We start from the raw sequence: 20,430 nt of genomic DNA, 5'->3' as shown, positions 1-20,430 counted from the left end.
CCCCGGGCCGGGAGTGGCGACGCCGAGCGGCCGTGCGTGCCCCGCACCCGGCGCATCCCCGCTCTCCGGCGCCGCCGTGCATCCCGACTCCGCCTCGGTCCGCGAGGTCCCGTCCGCCCGCGAGAGCGCCCCGGGACGGGACGCCCCGGTTCCCGACCGGTCCAAGGTCGAGGTGCGGCGCAGCGCCCGCCGCAGCCGTACGGTCTCCGCCTACCGCGAGGGCGACCGGACGGTGGTGCTGATCCCCGCCCGGATGTCGAACGCGGAGGAGCAGCGCTGGGTGGCGCAGATGCTCGACAAACTGGCCGCCCAGGAGCGCCGCCGCACGCCCGGGGACGATGCCCTTCAGACACGGGCCCGGGAGCTCTCGGCGGCCTATCTGGACGGCAGGGCCGAGCCCGAGCAGGTCCGCTGGGTGACCAACCAGAACTCCCGCTGGGGCTCCTGCACCCCCAGCGAGCGCACCATCAGGCTGTCCCACCGGCTCCAGGGCATGCCCGGCTACGTGGTGGACTACGTACTGCTGCACGAGCTGGCGCACCTGCTGGTGCCCGACCACGGCCCGGCGTTCTGGGCACTGCTGGAGGCGTACCCGCGCACCGAGCGGGCCCGCGGCTACCTGGAGGGGGTCGCCTCCGCCGCCCGGCTGCCGCACATCCCCGGCGCGCGCGGTGGCCATGCTCCGGCCGCGGACGAGGCGCCCGAATCCTGCGACTGACGCCTGGAGGTCTGCCCCGGGCGTCAGCCGGTCGGCTGGCGGGGCCACCCGGCCCCGGGTCCGCTCAGCCGGTCAGCTCGCGGGCCAGGGCGACCAGTTCGCGGACGGAGACGTCGGTCAGCTCGGGCAGGCGGTCGTAGTCGAACCAGCGCAGGTCCAGCGACTCCTCGCTGATCAGCGCCTGGGCGCCGGCCGGGGCCAGCGCCACGTACTGCACGTCCAGGTGGGTGTTCTCCGGCTGGTCCTTGCCGGTGCAGCGGACCAGGTGCCGGTCGAGCTTGACCGGTGTCGGCATCCCGTCGACGGAGAGCAGTTCGAGCCCCTCGATGCCCGACTCCTCGGTGGCCTCCCGCAGCGCGGCGGCGGCGAGGGTGGCGTCGCCCGGCTCGCAGTGGCCGCCCATCTGCAGCCAGATGCCGACCTTGGGGTGCAGGGTGAGCAGCACCCGCCCGGCGTCCGGGTCCACCACCACGGCGCTGGCGGTGATGTGCGCGGGCAGGCAGCTCCGGTAGAGGCCCTCCGGCTGCTCGGCCAGGTGGCCCAGGTAGTCCCGGCGGAGCTGCTCCTGGTCGGCGTCGGCCACCGACCAGGCGGACAGGGCGCGGACGGCGTCGGCGTGCAGGCCGGTGCCGTTCGGGTCGATCACGGTCATGCCTTGGCCCCGCCCTCGCCCGTGCCGTTCTCGTCCGCCTTCTCGCCCGGCGCCTTCGTACCCGGCGTGCCGTGCCCGCCGGCCGCGGCCTCGCCGAGCAGCTTGTCGAGCGCGGCGAAGTCGATGCCGCCCTCGAGGGCGTCACCGGTGCCCTGGTGCACGAAGCCGTCCGGGTCGTCCAGGTCGGCGGCGGTGGGCAGCATGTCGGGGTGCTCCCACAGGGCGTCCCGGCCCTCGATGCCACGGGCGTCGGCCAGCGAGGCCCACAGTCGGGAGGCGTCGCGCAGGCGGCGCGGGCGGAGCTCCAGACCGACCAGGGTGGCGAAGGTCTGTTCGGCCGGGCCACCGGCGGCCCGGCGGCGGCGCACCGTCTCGCGCAGCGCGCCGGCCTGCGGCAGGTGCGGTTCGGCGGCGGCGTGCACCACCGCGTCCACCCAGCCCTCGACCAGGGCGAGGGCGGTCTCGAGCCGAGCCAGCGCGGCCTTCTGCTCGGGGGTGTCCTCGGGCTGGAGCAGACCGCCGGCCAGTGCCTCCTGGAGCGCCTCGGGGTTGCCCGGGTCGAGCTGGCCGACCAGCTCCTCCATCCGGGAGGTGTCCACCTTGATGCCGCGCGCGTACGCCTCGACGGCGCCGAACAGGTGCGCCCGCAGCCACGGGACGTGGGCGAAGAGCCGCTGGTGGGCGGCCTCGCGCAGGGCCAGGTAGAGCCGGACCTCCTCGGCGGGGACGCTCAGGCCCTCGCCGAACTCGGCGACGTTCTGCGGCAGCAGCGCTGCCTTGCCGGCCGGGGCGAGCGGCAGACCGACATCGGTGGAGCCGACCACCTCGGCGGCCAGCGCACCGAGCGCCTGCCCGATCTGGGTGCCGAACATCGCGCCGCCCATCGAGCGCATCATGCCCATCAGCGGCCCGGCCATGGCCTGCATCTCCTCGGGCAGCACGCCGCCCATGGCGCCCGCGACCCGCTCGGCGACCGGGTCGACCAGGTCCTTCCAGACCGGCAGGGTGGCCTCGATCCACTCGGCCCGGCTCCAGGCGACGGCGGTACCGGCACCGGAGGGGAACTCGGTGACCGAGTCCAGCCAGAGATCGGCGAGGCGGACGGCCTCGTCGACGGCCGAGCGCTCGGCGGCGCCGACCGAACGGTCCTTGCTCTTGCCCTCGGCGGGCTCGGCGACCACGGTCTGCCGGGCGATGTCCTTGGCCAGCTCCCAGTTCACCGGGCCGCCGTCGAACGAGAGCATCTGGCCGAGCTGCTGGAAGGCGGCGCCCAGGTCACCCGGGTTGAGACCGCCGAACATCGCGCCGAAGGGGTTGTCGGCCCCGCCCGGACCACCGGGAGTGCCCGGGCCGCCCGTGCCGCTCATGCCGAAGAGCGCGCTCAGCGGGTTGGCGCCGGCGAACCCGAAGGGGTGCTGCGGCGTCGGGCCGGATCCGGCGCCCTTGGCCGCGTCGTCCGACGTGCCCTGCTCGGGCTTGTCCTGCCCGCGCTCGTCCTTGTCGGGCTTGCCCTTGCCGTCCTCGGGCTCCTCGGGCGGAACGGCGAATCCGAAGGGGAGGTCGCTCACGGGGTCCTCGATCTGGTCGGCCGTCACGCGGGTGGTGTGGCGGGGAGATGCGGGCCCGAGGCGGGATGCAGAGCTGCGGCTCGGCGACCCGGACCGTGCCGGGTGCACTGCCTGGCCCGCGCCTCGGGCAGGATGGACGGTACGTGACACTCGTACGTACGCACATAAGCTAACCGTGGAGGATGGCCGGTGAGTTCCCCGCCTTCGGACGTTCGCTCTGGGCTGACCGGAGGAGAGGACGGCCCAGCTGCCGCCGGTTCGCCGTCTCCAGCCTACGGCGGGCGGCCACTCACCGTGGCCGTCACCGGTGCCGCCGGCGTGCTCGGCGAGCGGGTCGCGGCGCGGCTGGTGGCCTCGCCGCACGTCCGCAGGGTGCTGGCGCTGGACGACCGGCGCGGTGAGGTGCCCGGCGTGCACTGGCGGGTACTGGACGTCCGGGACCCGGCGGTGGCCGAGCGGCTGGCCGGCGTGGACGTGGTGGTCCACCTGGCGATGGACCTCGGTATGGAGTCCGACCCGCGGGCGCGCAGCGCGTACAACGTGCGCGGCGCCCAGACCGTGGTCACCGCGGCCGCGGCGGCCGGGGTCGGCCGGGTGGTGCTCTGCACCTCGGCGATGGTCTACGGCGCGCTGCCGGACAACGAGGTGCCGCTGGCCGAGGACTCCGAGCTGCGGGCCACCGAGGAGGCCTCGCTGGTCGGCGACCTGCTGGAGATCGAGCGCCTCGCCCGCCGGGCGCCCCGTGCCCACCCGGGCCTGCAGGTGACGGTGCTGCGCCCGGCCGTGGTCGTCGGGCCCGGGGTGGACACGGTGCTGACCAGGCATTTCGAGGCGCCCAGGCTGCTGGTGGTGGCCGGTTCGCGGCCGTGCTGGCAGTTCTGCCACCTGGACGACCTGGCCTCGGCACTGGAGTACGCGGCGCTGGGCCTGGTCGAGGGCGAGGTTACGGTCGGCTGCGACGGCTGGCTGGAGCAGGAGGACGTCGAGGAGCTGTCGGGCATCCGGCGGATGGAGCTGCCGGCCTCGCTGGCGCTCGGCACGGCGGCCCGACTGCACCGGCTCGGGCTGACCCCGGCTCCGGCGGGCGATCTCGCGTACACCATGTACCCCTGGGTGGTCTCCGGCAGCCGGCTGCACGAGGCGGGCTGGCGGCCGGCGTTCAGCAACGAGCAGGTGCTGGCCGAGTTGCTGGAACAGGTCTCGGGCAAGCACGCGGTCGCGGGCCGGCGGCTGGGCGGCAAGGAGGCGGCGACCAGCCTGGGCGCGGCCGGTGCGACGGTTGCCCTGGTCGGTACGGCCGCGCTGGTCCGGCGGGCGCGCAAGCGCCGGCGGATCTGAGTCGCGGCTTCCGGGCCGGTGTGGTCGGGGACGCCGGGGCGCGGGAGACCGCGGCCCGGTGGGGCGTGGCACACGGGTGCGCTCCGCCGCGTGTGCTTGCGGCTGTCGCGTGGACCGCGCACCGGTCAGGTGGGCGGTCCCACCGGAACCTCATAGGGATTACCGCAATGCGAAATTCTCCAATCGTGATACGGAAGCCTCTTGCTGGAGCCCACCCCGGATGAGGAATCATGTGGCCATGACCGAGAACCACCGCGACCCCATCCGCCTGCTGGCCGTCCGCGAGACCCCGCTCTCGCTGGACGAGGTCTACGAGGCCGTCGGCGACGACGCGGCCGGCGGCATCACGGTCTTCGTGGGGACGGTGCGGGACCACGACGGGGGCAAGTCGGTCGCCGCGCTGGAGTACAGCGCCCACCCCACCGCCGAGCGGGAGATGCGCCGGATCGCCGAGAAGATCGTCGCCGAGTTCCCGGTGCGTGCGCTGGCGGCGGTGCACCGGGTCGGCCGGCTGGGGATCACCGACAAGGCTGTGATCGTCGCGGTCTCCTGCCCGCACCGCGGTGAGGCCTTCGCGGCGGCCCGGCGGCTGATCGACGATCTCAAGCACGAGGTGCCGATCTGGAAGCACCAGGTCTTCACGGACGGCGAGGAGGAGTGGGTGGGCGCGGGCTCCTGCTAGCCGCGGCCGCCCGGGCGGCCGCGGCTGCCGTCCGCACCGGTTCGCGTCGGCCCGTGCCGCCTGGTCGTACGTGCGCGTGCGAGGCCCGAGCGGAGCCGTCGGAGGCCGTGCCCGCCGGGTGGTTCACCCGATCGGCCACCCGGGGCTCCCGATCGGCCACCCGGGGGTCGGCGGGGTCCCTCCGGGTGATGACGGGGAATGTCCGCCCGTAACCCGGATGGCGCCGCCGCCGTTGTCCGCCAGGTTGGTTAATCTGCTCATAGACACGACGAGCTGGGAGTACGGACATGGCTGCGCTCGCCTGGTTGATGATCCCCGTTGTTGCGGCGGTTGCCGCCATGATCTGGGCCGGCTGGGCCGCCCGTACGCCTCGGGCGACCGGTGACCCGGCCTCGCTGGCGGAGCACCAGCGCTTCCGGGCCGCGATGGAGCGCAGCACGGTGGCGGCCTCGAAGGGCCACGGGCAGTAGCCCGGGGCGCGCTCCGTCATCCCCGTCCCGTACTGTCGAGCCATGCCACGCCGCTCTGCGACGATGCTCGCCGCGACCCTCATGCTCATAGCACTGCTCTGTGTCTCGGTGCTCATGAAGGTGCCGTACACCGAGATGAGCCCGGGGCCGACCTACAACACGCTCGGGACGCAGGACGGTACCGACCAGCCGGTGATCAGCATCACCGGGCACCAGACCTACCCGGTCAGCGGGCACCTCAACATGACCACGGTCCAGGTGACCGGGGCGAGGTACCAGCCCAGCCTGGTCTCGATGGTGGTCGGCTGGCTGCGTGACGACGTGCTGGTGGTGCCGCGCGAGAACGTCTACCCGGAGGGGCAGAGCGACCAGCAGGCCCAGCAGCAGAACGCGGAGGAGTTCGCCTCCTCCGAGGACAGCGCCAAGACCGCCGCGCTCACCCAGCTGGGGATCCCGGTGGGCACCGAGGTGGTGGTCAACTCGGTGGTGGCCGGCAGCCCGTCCGAGGGCAAGCTGCACGCGGGTGACCAGATCGTCGCGGTGGACGGCACGCCGATCACGGCGGTGACCGAGGTCGCCAAGCAGGTGACCAAGCACAAGCCCGGCGAGGCGGTGGAGTTCACCGTGGCCCCGCACGGCAAGGACAGTGCCGAGCCGAACCCGGCGGACGAGCAGAAGGTCACCGTCACCACCGCCAGGGCGACGGACGGCTCCGGCCGGGCGATCGTCGGGATCGGCCCCGGGGTGGTCCACACCTACCCATTCAAGATCGACATCGGGCTGCAGGACGTCGGCGGTCCGAGCGCCGGACTGATGTTCTCGCTCGGCATCATCGACAAGCTCACCCCCACCGACCTGACCGGTGGCAAGTTCGTCGCCGGCACCGGCACCATCAGCGACGACGGCAAGGTCGGACCGATCGGCGGCATCTCGATGAAGGTGATCGCCGCCCGGAACAAGGGCGCCGAGTACTTCTTCACCCCGGCCGACAACTGCGCCGAGGCCGCCAGGAACACGCCCGGCGGCCTGCGGCTGATCAAGGTGAACACGCTGGCCGACGCCCTGAAGGCGCTCGACGAGATCAGGTCCGGCCAGACCTCGGCGCTGCCGTCCTGCGGCAAGTAGCCGTCAGGCGAAGGTCGCCAGCAGCGCTTCGGTCAGGCCCGGGACCAGGTCGGGGCCGGTCAGTACCTCGCGGGCGACGTCCTTGGAGCGCAGCCGCAGGGCGATCTCCTTCTTGCCGTCGCGCAGCACGGCGGCGGTGATCCGCACCTCCTGGCGCTCCGGGTGGGTGGCCACCCACTCGGCCAGCTGGGCCTCGGTGGCGTTCTTGGGCCTGGACTGCTCGGCGCCGGGCGGCAGCATCAGCCGCTCGACCACCAGCGCGCAGCCGGCCACCGTCTCGGGCCAGGCGATGGTGGCGAGGAACTTGTCCAACTCCATCCCGGCGGGCAGCTCGTCCTGCTCGACCGGGGTGAGGCCGGGGTCCTCCTGGTCGGCGAGGCCCAGCTGCTTGGCCAGCGCCGGGTTGGCCTTCTTCAGCCGCTCACCGTCGACCAGGGCGAACAGCCTGGCCGGGAGGTCCCAGCCGAGCGATGCGGCGTACTCGTCGATCTCCAGGGCGGCACGGGTGAGCGGGGTGGCGGCCGGCGGGCGGCCGTCGCCGGACAGGGTGTGGCTTGCATCGGACATGCCCCAATCCTCACATGCGCCGGTCCCGGCCCCGAGCGGAACCGGCGTACGGGCCGTGGGAACTCAGGTAATCACCGACTAAGTTGCATAAGGGACCGCGCCGCTCCCCGACCCCCGAGTCAGCTCACTCCCGACACAGCAGAGGTGCCACCTTGGTGTTCCAGATGCCGGACCGGCCAGGACCGGGCTTCCGACCCGGAGCCGGCCCACCCTCACGCCGGGCCCGAGTGCTGCTGCTCACCGCCGCCGTGCTCACGGCCCTGATCGCGGCGTTCGTGGTGTTCGCCGGGGTGTGGACGGACTGGCTCTGGTTCAGGTCCCTCGGCTACTCCTCGGTCTTCGGCACCCGGCTGTGGACCAAGGCCGCGCTGTTCGCGGTCTTCGGCCTGGTCATGGCCGTGGTCGTCGGCTTCAACCTCTGGCTGGCGTACCGGCTGCGGCCGCCGCTCTCGGCGATGTCGGTGGAGCAGCAGAGCCTGGACCGCTACCGGATGGGCGTGGCCCCGCACAAGCGCTGGCTGCTGCCGGCGATCTCGCTGGTGGTCGGCCTGATCGCGGGTGCGTCGGCGGCCGGCCAGTGGCGCACCTGGCTGCAGTGGACCAACCAGACACCGTTCGGGGAGAAGGACCCCCAGTTCCACCTGGACGTCGCCTTCTACGCCTTCTCGCTGCCCTGGTACGAGTTCCTGCTCGGCTTCGCGTTCAGCACGGTGATCGTCTCGCTGCTGGCCGCGGTCCTGGTGCACTACCTGTACGGCGGGCTGCGCCTGCAGGGCCCGGGACGGCGGGCGAGTGCGGGCGCGAAGGGCCACCTGGCGGTGCTGCTGGGGGTGTTCGTGCTGCTCAAGGCGGTCGCGTACTGGCTGGACCGGTACGCGCTGGCGGTGAAGTCCGGCGCGTACAAGGGCGTGGACGGTTGGACCGGCCTGCGCTACGTGGACGCCAACGCCTATCTGCCGGCCAAGACCATCCTGTTCTTCGTCGCGATCATCTGCGCGCTGCTGTTCTTCCTGACGCCGATCCGCCGCACCTGGGCACCGGCCCTGATCGGCTTCGGGCTGATGGCGCTCTCGGCGGTGCTGATCGGCGGGCTCTACCCGGCGATCGTGCAGCAGTTCCAGGTCAAGCCGAACGAGCAGGCCAAGGAGACGCCGTACATCCAGAAGAACATCGACGCCACCCGGCAGGCGTACGGCATCGCGGACAACCAGACCAAGCAGTACGAGCCCAAGGGCTCGACCGGCGCCGACGCGCTGGGGCCGGACGCCCAGACCATCGCGGACGTCCGCCTGCTGGACCCCAACGTGGTCGCGCCGACCTTCCAGCAGAACCAAGCGCTGCGGAAGTACTACGCCTTCCCCAAGACCTTGGACGTCGACCGGTACGGCCAGCAGGACACCGTGCTGGGCGTGCGCGAGCTCGACCTGAACGGCGTGCAGCAGCGCAACTGGATCAACGACCACTTCAAGTACACCCACGGCTACGGCGTGGTGGCCGCTAAGGGCAACCAGGTCGACAAGGACGGCAACCCGGTCTACACCGAGTCCGCACTGCCGACCACCGGTTCGTTCGGCGACTACCAGCAGCGGGTCTACTACGGCGAGAAGAGCCCGGAGTACTCGATCGTCGGCGGCAGCAACGACGAGATCGACTACACCTCGGACTCCGGGCCCGACCCGACCTACCGGTACACCGGCGGCAGCGGCGTCTCGCTGGACAACCCGCTGGCCCGGGCCGCGTACGCGGTGAAGTTCGCCGAGCCGCAGATCCTCTACTCCGGCGCGATCACCGACGGCGCCCGGGTGATCTACGACCGCACCCCCAAGGAGCGGGTCGAGAAGGTCGCCCCCTGGCTCTCGATCGACGCCGACCCGTACCCGGTGGTCGTGGGCAAGAAGCTGCTCTGGGTGCTGGACGGCTACACCACCTCGGACGGTTACCCGTTCTCCTCCAGGACCACCCTGGGCGACGTCACCAAGGACTCGCTGACCGACCAGCGCGGTCGGACCCTCACCGCCGTCAACAAGGTCAACTACATCCGCAACTCGGTGAAGGCGACGGTGGACGCCTACACCGGCGAGGTGACGCTCTACCAGTGGGACGACGCCGACCCGGTGCTGAAGACCTGGATGAAGGCGTTCCCGGGCACCGTCAAGGCCCGGTCCGACATCCCGAGTGCGCTGCTGCCGCACCTGCGCTACCCGCAGGACATGTTCAAGGTGCAGCGCGACATGCTCGGCATGTACCACATGACCGACGCCACCGCGTTCTTCAACGGCACCGACATCTGGCAGGTGCCGGCCGACCCGACCACCAACACCGGCGAGGTCCAGCCGCCGTACTACCTGACGGTGCGGATGCCCGACCAGCAGAGTGCGAGCTTCTCGCTCACCAGCAGCTTCGTGCCCGGCGGCCGGGACAACCTGGCCGCCTTCATGGCCGTCGACGCGGATCCCGGGCCGGACTACGGGAAGATCAGGATCCTCAAGGTGCCGACCGGCGCCGGGGCGCTCGGGCCGAAGCTGACCCAGGCGAGGTTCAACTCCGACCAGGCGGTCGCCAACAAGCTCACCCTGCTGAAGACCGGCAGCGACTCCGACATCGAGTACGGCAACCTGCTGACGCTTCCGGTCGGCGGCGACTTCCTCAACATCGAGCCGGTCTACCTGGTGGGCCGGAGCGCCAAGGTTCCGGTGCTGCAGAAGGTGCTGGCGGTGTACGGCAACGGCACCAGCAACGTCGCGTTGGAGAACAGCCTGGCCGAGGCCCTGGCGAAGGTGCTGGGCAGCGCGGCGGGCGGCACGCCGGCCACCCCGACCGCGCCCACCAGCCCGACGACTCCGGGCACCACCCCGACCGCCCCGCCGAGCAACGGCACCGGGGCCAATCCGGAGCTGGACAAGGCGCTGCAGGACGCTCAGAAGGCGTTCAGCGACGGCCAGGACGCGCTGAAGAACGGCGACTGGACCAGGTACGGCCAGGACCAGAAGGCCCTTCAGGACGCGCTCAACGCGGCCGCCGCCGCCCAGCAGGGGCGCGCCGGGGCCACCCCGGCCCCGGCGACGCCCGCCCCGGCGCCGCCGGCGTCCACGCCGACGCCGTCGACCTCGCCCACCGCCAGTCCCTGAGCTGCAGCCTTCCCGCGGCAAGCGATTTCTGGGCTGTCCCGCCACCGTGCTATGGTTTAACCACCGACGCGGGGTGGAGCAGCTCGGTAGCTCGCTGGGCTCATAACCCAGAGGTCGCAGGTTCAAATCCTGTCCCCGCTACTCAGTAGCAAGCAGGCCCGGCAGATTCGTCTGCCGGGCCTGCTGCATGTTCGCCCGGCGCGTCGAGCCGCTCCGGTACTATGCGTGACCGGGGTTTGTGGGGCTCAAGTGTCGGGAAATCGACAAAGCGCCGAAGCAATCTCGCCGGGCTTCGGCCCCGCTCCGCCAAAACGGCCGGAGCAGGTGTACGCGGGTTGCGGGTGATGCGACGATGGACCACATGGGGGAAGTGGGGGGACGGTTGACGAACCGTCCGGTCCGGTGCACCCCCGGGGGTCCCCCCGGCCGAAGGCTGGGGGAGGATGCCGCAGCACTCTGGGGGAGCGGGAGTGGGCATGAAGCTGATCGGCAGGAACGATTCGGGAGCGCGGCCCACCCCGGCCAAGGGTGCCGCCCCGGCACCCGGCGCCGGAGCGGGCATGCCGCCCGCTGACGCCGACACCGAGGCGTGGGCGATCGGCCCCGAGGACACCCAGCGGGCCCTGCCCACCCAGCGCACCAGCAGCCTGACCGGCGGCCCGGAACAGGCCACCGGCTCGGGGCCGGAGCGGCTGGTGCACGTCTCCGCCCGGCAGCTCCTCGACGCCATCGGTCCCTACCCCGCCGCATCCGACGCCGAGCCGGACGACACGGAGGAGACCAGCTTCGAGTCCGCGCTGGCCGCCCGCGAGCAGGCCGCACTGGAGTCCAGGCACCGCCAGGCCGCCGACGACGGCGACGCCAACGCGGCCAGTCAGCTCGGCGCGCTGCTGCTGCGCCGGGGCGACCTGGAGGACGCCGAGCCGTACCTGCGCAGTGCCGCGGCCGCCGGGCTGCGTGCCGCCGCCAACAACCTCGGCGTGCTGCTGCACCAGCGCGGCCACCGTGCCGAGGCCGCCCAGTGGTGGCGGCAGGCCGCGGTCGCCGGCAGCGCGCCGGCCGCGCACGCGCTCGGCCTGCAACTGCGCGACCAGGGCGAGGAGGAGGCGGCCGAGTACTGGCTGCACTTCGCCGCCGAGCAGGGACACCCGCTCGGCGCTTACGCGCTGGGCGACCTGATGGAGCATCGGCGGGACGTCCGGGCCGAGCGCTGGTTCCGCGTCGCCGCCGACGCTGGCCACCGCGAGGCCGCGTACCGGCTGGCCCGGATGCGCGAGGCGGCCGGGGACAAGGAGACCGCCGAGACCTGGTACCGCACCGCCGCCGCCCGCAGCCACGCCCGCGCCGCGCTGCGGCTGGGCGTGCTGCTGGAGGAGCGGGCCCACCAGGACCCGTCCTGCGCCGACGAGGCCGCCCGCTGGTACCGGCAGGGCGCGCAGAACGGCGAGGCCAGGGCGGCCTGTGCGCTGGGCTTCCTGCTGCGCGACGCCGGGGACACGAGCGCCGCCGCCGAGTGGTGGCAGCAGGCCGCCGAGGCGGGCGACGGCATGGCCGCCAACGCGCTCGGCGCGCTGCACGCGAGCCGGGGCGAGGCCGCCGAGGCCGAGCGCTGGTACCGGGTCGCGATGGACGCGGGCGACCACAACGGCGCCTTCAACCTCGGGCTGCTCTGCACGAGTGGCGGCCGCGAGGCGCAGGCCGAGCAGTGGTACCGGCGGGCCGCGTACGCCGGACACCGGGAGGCGTGCAACGCGCTGGCCGTGGTGCTGCTCCAGCGCGGCGACGAGTCCGGAGCCGAGCCCTGGTTCTCCAAGGCCGCCGAGGCGGGCAGTGTGGACGGCGCCTTCAACCTGGGCGTCCTGCACGCCGGGCGCGGGGAGCAGCAGCAGGCGCAGGAGTGGTACGCGCGCGCTGCCGCGGAGGGGCACGGCGAGGCCGCGCTGCAGCTGGCGGTGGCCCAGGAGCAGCGGGGCAACCTGGCCGCCGCGCTGGAGCGCTACCGGCAGGCGGCGACGGGCGGCTCGGCCGAGGGCGCCTTCCGGCTGGCGTCGCTGCTGGACCGGCGCGGCGACGCGGACGCGGAGGCCGAGCACTGGTACGCGGTGGCCGCCGACGCCGGGCACCGGCGGGCGCAGGTGCGGATGGGCGTACGGGCCGCGGAGCGCGGCGCGCTGGAGATCGCCGAGAGCTGGTACCGACGGGCTGCGGAGGCGGGCAGCCGGAGTGCGGCCTTCAACCTGGGGCTGCTGCTGGCCCGGCAGGACAGCGAGGCCGAGGCGATGATCTGGTACACCCGGGCCGCCGACGCCGGGCACGGGCGGGCGGCGCTGCGGCTGGCGCTGCTCGCGCTGCGACGGGGCGAGCCGCTGCAGGCGGAGAGCTACTGCCGCCGGGCGACGGAGTACGGGCCGGCGGAGGTCGCGGAGCGGGCGGCCAGGCTGCTCGGCGCGCTGCACTCGGAGCTCAGCGCTTGAGTGGCTTAGCGGCACGGGAGGGCCGACGGGGGCGCGGACAGGCGTGCGCACCGTGGGGTGACTGCGTCCGGTCGTGGCGCCTTCGGCGACGCGGTGCGGTAGGGGGGTGCTCCGCCGTGCGCACGCGGTGGGAGGAACTAGCGTCTCGCGCAGTCCGGGCAGAGGCCCCGGTAGGTGACCTCGGCGCCCGAGATGAGGAAGCCGAAGCGCTCGGCGTCGGGCAGGGCGGCGATCGGATCGCCCTGGGGGTGGACGTCGCGGATCGCACCGCAGCCGGAGCAGATCAGGTGCTGGTGGGGGTGGTGCGCGTTGGGGTCGTACCGCTTGGCGCGCCCGTCGGTGCTGACCTCGAGCACTTCGCCGAGGATCACCAGCTCGCCGAGGGTGTTGTAGACGGTGGCGCGGCTGATCTCGGGGAGCCGTTCCGCCGCACGCGCGTGCACCTCGTCAGCGGTCAGGTGCACATGGTCACCATCGAGGACCTCGGCCACGACGCGCCGCTGCGAGGTCAGGCGCCACCCACGTCCGCGAAGTCGTTCCAGCAGGTCACTCATGGACACAGGGTAAGCCACGTTCCGGAGTTGGTTCCAGTGTTGACTTAGACAGAGTCCAAGCTAGGATCGAGTCCTGTCACGACCGGATGACTTCGGAGGCACTGACATGACGACCCAGGACGAGCTGCGGCCCACCCTCACCACGGAGGCCGGTGCCCCCGTCGCGGACAACCAGAACACGGAGACCGCCGGCATAGGCGGCCCGGCGCTGATCCAGGACCAGCTGCTGTTCGAGAAGCTCGCGCACTTCAACCGGGAGCGCATTCCGGAGCGTGTGGTGCACGCCCGCGGCGCCGCCGCCTACGGCACCTTCACCGTGACCGCCGACGTCACCGCCTACACCCGGGCCAGGTTCCTGTCCGAGGTCGGCAAGCAGACCGAGACCTTCCTGCGCTTCTCCACCGTGGCCGGCAACCTCGGCTCAGCCGACGCGGTCCGCGACCCACGCGGTTTCGCGCTGAAGTTCTACACCGAGGACGGCAACTACGACCTCGTCGGCAACAACACCCCGGTGTTCTTCATCAAGGACGCCATCAAGTTCCCCGACTTCATCCACACCCAGAAGCGCGATCCGTACACCGGCTCGCAGGAGGCGGACAACGTCTGGGACTTCTGGGGTCTGTCGCCCGAGTCGACCCACCAGGTGACCTGGCTCTTCGGTGACCGCGGCATCCCGGCCTCCTACCGCCACATGAACGGCTACGGCTCGCACACCTACCAGTGGCAGAACGAGGCCGGCGAGTACTTCTGGGTGAAGTACCACTTCAAGACCGACCAGGGCATCAGGAACCTCGCCCAGGACGAGGCAAACGAGCTCGCCGGCGAGGACCCGGACAGTCACCAGCGCGACCTGCGCGAGGCGATCGAGCGCGGCGAGTTCCCGACCTGGACGGTCCAGGTGCAGATCATGCCGGCCGCCGACGCCGCCGCCTACCGCTTCAACCCGTTCGACCTGACCAAGGTCTGGCCGCACGCGGACTACCCGCCGATCGAGATCGGCAAGCTGGAGCTCAACCGCAACCCGGAGAACATCTTCGCCGAGGTCGAGCAGTCGATCTTCTCCCCGGCGCACTTCGTGCCCGGCATCGGGCCGTCCCCCGACAAGATGCTCCAGGGTCGCCTGTTCGCCTACGCGGACGCCCACCGCTACCGCGTCGGCATCAACGCCGACCACCTGCCGGTGAACCGCCCGCACGCCACCGAGGCGCGCACCAACAGCCGCGACGGCTACCTCTACGACGGCCGCCACGGCCGCCAGAAGAACTACGAGCCGAACAGCTTCGGCGGCCCGGTCGAGACCGGCCGGCCGCTCTGGTCCGCCATCCCGGTCACCGGTGCCACCGGCAACCACGTGGCTCCCTCGCACGCCGAGGACAACGACTTCGTCCAGGCCGGCAACCTCTACCGGCTGTTCTCCGAGGACGAGAAGCAGCGCCTGATCGCCAACCTGGCCGGCTTCATCGCCAAGGTCTCGGCCGACCGCGACGACATCGTCGAGCGGGCGATCGACAACTTCCGCAAGGCCGATGCCGACTACGGCCGGCGCCTGGAGGACGCGGTGCGCGAGCTGCGCAAGCAGAAGTAACCGGCCACCACCCAGGCCGCGGGCCCTGGAACCGGTTTCGTACCGGTTCCAGGGCCCGCGTCCATCCGTGCGCCGTGCCTCAGACACTCAGTCGGCGCAGCGTCTCCTCGTGCAGCAGTCCGTTGGAGGCCACCGCGTCGGCGCCGTTCGGGCCGTCCACCCCGTCCAGGCCGGTGAACCGGCCGCCCGCCTCCTGGACGATCACGCACGGTGCCGCCATGTCCCACAGGCTCAGCTCCGGTTCGGCCGCCAGGTCCACCGCACCCTCGGCGACCATCATGTACGACCAGAAGTCACCGAACGCGCGGGTCCGCCAGCAGGAGCGGGAGAGGCCGAGGAAGGCGTCCAGCCGGCCGCGGTCCTCCCAGCCGGTGAGGGAGGAGTAGGAGAGCGAGGAGTCCTCGATCCGGGACACCTTGGAGACCTGGATCCGGGTCGCCTTCGCCAGGCTGCGTCCGGAGTAGGCGCCCAGGCCCTTCGCCGCCCACCAGCGGCGGCCCAGCGCCGGGGCGGAGACCAGGCCGACCACCGGCTGCTGCTCGCCGTCCGGGTCCTCCTCGAGCAGTGCGATCAGGGTGGCCCAGACCGGCACGCCGCGGACGTAGTTCTTGGTGCCGTCGATCGGGTCGACCACCCAGCGGCGCGGGCCCGAGCCCTGCAGGCCGAACTCCTCGCCGAGCACCGCGTCGCGCGGCCGGGCCCGCTGCAGGACACCGCGGATCAGGTCCTCGGCGGCCTTGTCGGCGTCGCTCACCGGGGTGAGGTCGGGCTTGGTCTCGATCTTGAGGTCCAGCGCCTTGAAGCGCTCCATGGTGACGGAGTCGGCCGAGTCGGCGAGGACGTGGGCAAGGCGGAGGTCATCGTGGTAGTCGGCCATGCTCGAACACTACCGAGGCCGTGGCGGTGGCGCCGGAGCGGCTCGCTGAGCGGAGCGGTCAGTGCCCGGTGCCGCTGAGCTGGAGGCCGACCACGCCCGCGATGACCATGGTGATCGAGAGCAGCCTGAGCCCGGTGGTGGCCTCGTTCAGCCAGATCATGCCGTAGACCGCGGTGCCGGCCGCGCCGATGCCGGTCCAGACCGCGTAGGCGCTGCCCACCGGGAGGGACTTGAGGGAGAGGGTCAGCAGGCCGAAGCTGCCGAGGGCGAAGCAGGCGAAGCCGATGGTGGGCCAGAGCTTGGTGAAGCCGTCGCTCAGCTTGAGGTTGACCGCGAACCCGGTCTCCAGCAGACCGGCGATGATCACCAAGGCCCATGCCATCGAGCTGACTCCCTGCCGCGTCGAGGACTGACCTCCCTATGATCGCCACGCCTGGGCCGTCCGACACCTCCGAAGCCGCACCGGGGGGCGCGGGGAAGGCCCCCGCGCCCCCGGTCCGCCCTGATCCGGGCCGGCCGGACGGGCCCTAGTCTCCCTCGCGGGTCTCCCGGGTGGCGAGCAGGCGGCGCAGGGAGTAGAGCCGGGCGGGCTCGGCGTGGCCGTCGGCGACCCAGGCGTCGAGGGCGCAGTCGGGTTCGTCGTGGCTGCAGGCCCGCGGGCACTCGACGGTACCGGGCTCCAGGTCGGGGAAGGCGTGGATCACCCGGGACGGATCGATGTGCGAGAGGCCGAAGGAGCGGAAGCCCGGAGTGTCGATAACCCATCCGGGGTCGAGCGCCTTCTTGGAGCCCGGCTTGGCACCGGGCGGCGGGGGCAGCCGCAGGGCGAGCGCGGAGACGGTGGTGTGCCGGCCGCGCCCGGTCACCGCGTTGACCTGGCCGGTGGTCCGCTGGCGCTCCGGGACCAGTGCGTTGACCAGGGTGGTCTTGCCGACGCCGGAATGTCCGATGAACACGGTGGACCGCCCGCGCAGGTGCTCCCGGACGGCCTCCGCGCCGGTGCTGGCCAGTTCATCCCGCCGGGTGACCACGTAGCGGATGCCCAGCGGTGCGTACGACTCCAGCAGCGGTTCGGGCGAGGCCAGGTCGGACTTGGTGAGGACCAGCAGCGGTTCCATGCCGGAGTCGTACGCGGCCACCAGGCAGCGGTCGATCAGCCGGGGCCGGGGCTCGGGGTCGGCCAGGGCGGTGACGATGGCCAGCTGCTCGGCGTTGGCGACGACGATCCGCTCGAACGGGTCGTCGTCGTCCGCCGTGCGCCGCAGGACCGAGGTGCGCTCCTCGACCCGGACGATCCGGGCCAGGGTGTCCGGCTCACCCGAGAGGTCGCCGACCACGCTGACGGTGTCGCCGACGACCACACCCTTGCGGCCCAGTTCGCGGGCCTTCATGGCGACGACCTCGCGCTCGTGCTTGGTCCCGGCGTCCACCAGGCAGGTGAGCCGACCCCGGTCCACGGTGAGGATCATCGCCTCGGCGGCGTCCTCGTGCTTGGGCCGGATCCGGGTCCGCGGCCGGGATCCCCGGCGGGCCGGGCGGTTGCGGATGTCGTCCTCGTCGGCGTCCTTGCCGTAGCGGCGCATAGTGCAGTACTCCCTCAGCCCTGGCCCAGGAGATCGGCCCACATCTGCGGGAAGTCGGGCAGGGTCTTGGCGGTGGTGGCCACGTTCTCGACCTGGACGCCCTCGACCGCGAGGCCGAGCACCGCGGCGGCGGTGGCCAGCCGGTGGTCCTCGTAGGTGTGGAAGACGCCGCCGTGCAGCGGGCGCGGACGGATCCGCAGGCCGTCCTCGGTCTCGGTGACGTCGCCGCCGAGGTCGTTGATCTCCTTGGCCAGCGCGGCCAGGCGGTCGGTCTCGTGCATCCGCAGGTGGGCGATGCCGTAAAGGTGGGACTCGGAGTCGGCCAGCGCGGCCACCGCCGCGATCACCGGGGTGAGCTCGCCGACGTCGTGGAGGTCCGCCTCGATGCCGCGGATCCGGCCGGTGCCGGAGAACTCCAGGCCGTCGTCGGTGAAGCGGCAGCTGCCGCCCATCTCGGTGTAGATCCCGCGCAGCTGGTCGCCCGGCTGGTAGGTGTGCCTGGGCCAGTCGCGGACCGTCACCCGGCCGCCGGTGACCAGCGCGGCGGCGAAGAACGGCGCGGCGTTGGAGAGGTCCGGCTCGACCACCAGGTCGCGGCCGATCAGCGCGCCCGGGGTGACCCGCCAGACGTCCTTCTCGCCGCCGTCCTCGGGCGCGTCCACCTGGGCACCGGCCTTGCGGACCATGTCCACGGTCATCCGGATGTGCGGCAGCGAGGGGACGCTGCCGCCGATGTTCCGGATCTCCACGCCGTTGTTGTAGCGGGCGCCGGAGAGCAGCAGGGCGCTGATGAACTGGGAGGAGGACGAGGCGTCGAGCTCGACCGGGCCGCCGTCCAGCGCACCGGAGCCGTGCACGGTGAGCGGGAAGCCGCCGCGTCCGCCGTCGTCGATCCGGGCACCGAGCGCGCGCAGGGCGTTGATCACGCCGTGCTGCGGCCGCTCGTAGCAGCGCGGGTCGCCGTCGAAGTGCACCGGGCCGTCGGCGAGCACCGCGAGCGGCGGCAGGAAGCGCATCACGGTGCCGGCGTTGCCGACGTCCACCTGGGCCGGGCCGCGGAGCTGGCCGGCCGGGATGACCCGCCAGGCCTCACCGCCGCCGAATCCGCCGCTGGCGGTGTTGACCGTCTCCTCGACGGTGACGCCGAGTGCCCGCAGGCCGTCGGCCATCAGCTGGGAGTCACGGCTGCGCAGTGGACGGCGCACCCAGCCTGGGCTGTCCGCGAGGGCGGCCAGCACCAGGGCGCGGTTGGTCGCCGACTTGGAGCCGGGGATGGTGACGGTCGCGTCGACGGCGCCGGTCGCAAGGGGGGCGGGCCACAGGGCTTCGGTCATGTGGACAAGTCTAGGGGCCCGGGAATTCAGGGCTTCGTTCCTATTCGAATGGCGGACGCGCGTTCTGCGAAGACACGCCGGAGGCGGGGTGAGCCCGCCGGCGCCCTCGGTCGTGCGTGCGCGGCCGGTCCGGGCGGGGTCCGCGCCCCCGGTCGGGTCAGCTGGACATCAGCCAGGTGCCGCCGGCGAGGAGGCAGGACAGGGCGATCACCAGGAAGAGGGTGACCCAGAGGATGCCGGCGACGCCGGTGAGCCGGGCGAGCTGGTCGGCGTCGGAGTCCGGGGCCTCGCCGCGGCGGCGCTTGGCCTGGAGCTCGACCACCGGGCGGACCCCGGCGAACAGCAGGAACCAGACGCCCAGATAGGCGAAGACCGCCTGCAGCTCGCCGCCGCCGTACCAGGAGATCAGTACGAAGGCCGCGCCGGTGAGCACCACGGAGAGCAGGCCGAAGGCGTTCCGCACCATGATCAGGACGGCCGCCAGCAGCACGATCCCGATCCACAGCAACTGGGCGATGTGCTGCCCGGCGAGCAGCGCGGCGCCGCCGAGCCCGAGCAGCGGCGGTGCGCTGTACCCGGCGGCCGCGGTGAGGATCATGCCGGGGCCGGTGGGCGGCCCGGAGGAGATGGTCAGGCCGGAGGTGTCCGAGTGCAGCCGGATCCCGGCCAGCCGGCGCCGGGTGAGCACCGCGGCCAGGCCGTGCCCGCCCTCGTGCGCGATGGTCACCACGTTGCGGCTGAACCGCCAGAGGGGTCGCAGCAGTACGGCGAGCAGCGCCGCCGCCGCCGTGGCCGGGGCCACCCAGCTCGGCGGCCCGGGCTGCGAGCCGACCACCAGGTGCCATACGTACGCGCTGTCCATGCCCTGCCCTCCGTGGTCGGTCCCGGCCCGGCCGCTCTGAGTCCGAGTGGCAGCCTCCCACGGTAGGACGGCCGGGCGGTACTTCCCGGTTCTCCTCGCGGGACGGGGTACGGCGGAGCGGGGCGCATGGCAAGCTGGCCGCATGTGCGGACGCTTCGCCTCCACCACCAAGCCAGAGGACCTGGTCGAGACCTTCGAAGTCCGGCAGTGGGACCCGGCCGAGACCATCGTGCCGAGCTGGAACGTGGCGCCGACCGACTCGGTGTACGCGGTGCTGGACCGCGCTCCCAAGGGGGAGCGCGAGGCGGTGCGCCAGCTGCGGGTGCTGCGCTGGGGCCTGGTGCCGTCCTGGTCGAGGTCGGCCGAGACGGCGGTGAAGATGATCAACGCCCGCTCCGACACCGTGCACGAGAAGCCCGCCTACCGCCAGGCCTTCGCCTCCCGGCGCTGTCTGCTGCCGGTCGACGGCTACTACGAGTGGCAGACCATGCCCGGCGAGCGGGGCAAGCCCCGCAAGCAGCCGTTCTTCGTCAGCCGGGTGGACGGCCAGGTGCTGGCCCTGGCCGGGCTGTACGAGTTCTGGCGGGACCGCGGAGTGCCGGCCGACGATCCGGCGGCCTGGCGGGTGACCTGCACCATCGTGACGACGGATGCCGAACCGGCGCTGGCCCCGATCCACGAACGGATGCCGCTCTTCCTGGACCCGTCCGCCTTCGACGCCTGGCTGGACCCGGCCCTGGACAACGCCGAGGAGTTGCGGCCGCTGCTCGTTCCGCCCGCCCCCGGCGCGCTGCAGGCCGTCCCGGTCTCCCCGGCGGTCGGAAGCATCCGCAACAACGGGCCCGAACTGCTCGAGCCGCTCGACGAGAACGGCAACGACGGCACGATGCTCTTCTGAGCCCGCCCCATCTGA

General features: G+C 72.6%; 18 protein-coding genes and 1 tRNA gene. 10 read left to right on the top strand and 9 right to left on the bottom strand.

Annotated elements, in window-relative coordinates; genetic code table 11:
• Window positions 1–76 precede the first annotated feature (76 nt).
• Window positions 77–718, top strand: coding sequence for a M48 metallopeptidase family protein (locus tag ABD369_RS22680; protein WP_344638334.1), 642 nt, complete (start codon window positions 77–79; stop codon window positions 716–718).
• A gap of 64 nt (window positions 719–782) precedes the next feature.
• Here the strand turns inward: ABD369_RS22680 and ABD369_RS22675 are convergent, their stop codons facing one another.
• Together ABD369_RS22675 and ABD369_RS22670 are read right to left on the bottom strand one after the other, a co-directional pair.
• Window positions 783–1,370, bottom strand: a complete 588-nt coding sequence (locus ABD369_RS22675; protein ID WP_344638333.1) for an NUDIX hydrolase — start codon at window positions 1,368–1,370, stop codon at window positions 783–785.
• Window positions 1,367–2,938 carry a zinc-dependent metalloprotease gene (locus ABD369_RS22670; RefSeq protein ID WP_344638401.1) on the bottom strand — a complete coding sequence of 524 codons (1,572 nt, stop codon included), beginning with the start codon at window positions 2,936–2,938 and terminating at the stop codon, window positions 1,367–1,369. Before ABD369_RS22670 ends, ABD369_RS22675 begins: the two co-directional genes overlap by 4 nt.
• A 189-nt stretch (window positions 2,939–3,127) precedes the next feature.
• On the opposite strand from ABD369_RS22670, the gene ABD369_RS22665 reads away from it, so the two are divergent.
• From ABD369_RS22665 to ABD369_RS22650, 4 genes are all read left to right on the top strand, one after another.
• Complete coding sequence (locus ABD369_RS22665) at window positions 3,128–4,276, top strand: NAD-dependent epimerase/dehydratase family protein (RefSeq protein ID WP_425557730.1); 1,149 nt, start codon at window positions 3,128–3,130, stop codon at window positions 4,274–4,276.
• 238 nt (window positions 4,277–4,514) lie between these two features.
• Window positions 4,515–4,958, top strand: coding sequence for a molybdenum cofactor biosynthesis protein MoaE (locus ABD369_RS22660; RefSeq protein ID WP_344638331.1), 444 nt, complete (start codon window positions 4,515–4,517; stop codon window positions 4,956–4,958).
• A gap of 287 nt (window positions 4,959–5,245) precedes the next feature.
• Window positions 5,246–5,428, top strand: coding sequence for a hypothetical protein (locus ABD369_RS22655; RefSeq protein WP_344638330.1), 183 nt, complete (start codon window positions 5,246–5,248; stop codon window positions 5,426–5,428).
• A 42-nt stretch (window positions 5,429–5,470) separates the two neighbouring features.
• Entirely contained in the window at window positions 5,471–6,553 is a 1,083-nt protein-coding gene (locus tag ABD369_RS22650; protein ID WP_344638329.1) for a YlbL family protein, read from the top strand.
• A gap of 3 nt (window positions 6,554–6,556) precedes the next feature.
• Here ABD369_RS22650 and ABD369_RS22645 read toward each other — a convergent pair whose 3' ends face one another.
• Complete coding sequence (locus ABD369_RS22645; protein WP_344638328.1) at window positions 6,557–7,120, bottom strand: PPA1309 family protein; 564 nt, start codon at window positions 7,118–7,120, stop codon at window positions 6,557–6,559.
• A gap of 164 nt (window positions 7,121–7,284) precedes the next feature.
• Between ABD369_RS22645 and ABD369_RS22640 the strand changes: the two genes are divergently transcribed.
• The 3 genes from ABD369_RS22640 to ABD369_RS22630 all read left to right on the top strand — a co-directional run bounded on the left by ABD369_RS22640 (window position 7,285) and on the right by ABD369_RS22630 (window position 12,722).
• Complete coding sequence (locus ABD369_RS22640) at window positions 7,285–10,248, top strand: UPF0182 family membrane protein (RefSeq protein ID WP_344638400.1); 2,964 nt, start codon at window positions 7,285–7,287, stop codon at window positions 10,246–10,248.
• A gap of 67 nt (window positions 10,249–10,315) precedes the next feature.
• Window positions 10,316–10,389: transfer RNA gene (locus ABD369_RS22635), tRNA-Met, on the top strand.
• Window positions 10,390–10,724: 335 nt separating this feature from the next.
• Window positions 10,725–12,722, top strand: coding sequence for a tetratricopeptide repeat protein (locus ABD369_RS22630; protein ID WP_344638327.1), 1,998 nt, complete (start codon window positions 10,725–10,727; stop codon window positions 12,720–12,722).
• 137 nt (window positions 12,723–12,859) lie between these two features.
• On the opposite strand, the gene ABD369_RS22625 is transcribed toward ABD369_RS22630, so the two are convergent.
• Window positions 12,860–13,276: a Fur family transcriptional regulator gene (locus tag ABD369_RS22625; RefSeq protein ID WP_344638326.1), complete on the bottom strand. Its 417-nt coding sequence runs from the start codon at window positions 13,274–13,276 to the stop codon at window positions 12,860–12,862.
• A gap of 106 nt (window positions 13,277–13,382) precedes the next feature.
• Here ABD369_RS22625 and ABD369_RS22620 point away from each other — a divergent pair, with 106 nt between their 5' ends.
• On the top strand, window positions 13,383–14,861 hold the full coding sequence (locus tag ABD369_RS22620) for a catalase (protein WP_344638325.1): 1,479 nt from the start codon (window positions 13,383–13,385) through the stop codon (window positions 14,859–14,861).
• 79 nt (window positions 14,862–14,940) lie between these two features.
• Here ABD369_RS22620 and hisN read toward each other — a convergent pair whose 3' ends face one another.
• From hisN to ABD369_RS22595, 5 genes are all read right to left on the bottom strand, one after another.
• Complete coding sequence (gene hisN, locus ABD369_RS22615) at window positions 14,941–15,738, bottom strand: histidinol-phosphatase (protein WP_344638324.1); 798 nt, start codon at window positions 15,736–15,738, stop codon at window positions 14,941–14,943.
• 58 nt (window positions 15,739–15,796) lie between these two features.
• Window positions 15,797–16,120 carry a DMT family transporter gene (locus ABD369_RS22610; RefSeq protein ID WP_344638323.1) on the bottom strand — a complete coding sequence of 108 codons (324 nt, stop codon included), beginning with the start codon at window positions 16,118–16,120 and terminating at the stop codon, window positions 15,797–15,799.
• A 145-nt stretch (window positions 16,121–16,265) separates the two neighbouring features.
• Window positions 16,266–17,321 (bottom strand): ribosome small subunit-dependent GTPase A, encoded by a 1,056-nt coding sequence (gene rsgA, locus ABD369_RS22605; protein ID WP_344638322.1) that lies wholly within the window; start codon window positions 17,319–17,321, stop codon window positions 16,266–16,268.
• A 14-nt stretch (window positions 17,322–17,335) separates the two neighbouring features.
• Window positions 17,336–18,655 carry a 3-phosphoshikimate 1-carboxyvinyltransferase gene (aroA, locus tag ABD369_RS22600; protein ID WP_344638321.1) on the bottom strand — a complete coding sequence of 440 codons (1,320 nt, stop codon included), beginning with the start codon at window positions 18,653–18,655 and terminating at the stop codon, window positions 17,336–17,338.
• 157 nt (window positions 18,656–18,812) lie between these two features.
• The gene (locus ABD369_RS22595) at window positions 18,813–19,517 is read right to left on the bottom strand and encodes a M50 family metallopeptidase (RefSeq protein ID WP_344638320.1); all 705 of its coding nucleotides are present in this window, start codon (window positions 19,515–19,517) and stop codon (window positions 18,813–18,815) included.
• Between the two features lie 142 nt (window positions 19,518–19,659).
• Between ABD369_RS22595 and ABD369_RS22590 the strand changes: the two genes are divergently transcribed.
• Window positions 19,660–20,415 carry an SOS response-associated peptidase gene (locus tag ABD369_RS22590; RefSeq protein WP_344638319.1) on the top strand — a complete coding sequence of 252 codons (756 nt, stop codon included), beginning with the start codon at window positions 19,660–19,662 and terminating at the stop codon, window positions 20,413–20,415.
• Window positions 20,416–20,430 lie beyond the last annotated feature (15 nt).

It is taken from the genome of Kitasatospora cystarginea, from assembly GCF_039533515.1.
GTDB lineage: Bacteria > Actinomycetota > Actinomycetes > Streptomycetales > Streptomycetaceae > Kitasatospora > Kitasatospora cystarginea.
The sequence above is the reverse complement of the archived record's forward strand: the minus strand, read 5'-3'. Positions and strand labels throughout refer to the sequence as shown.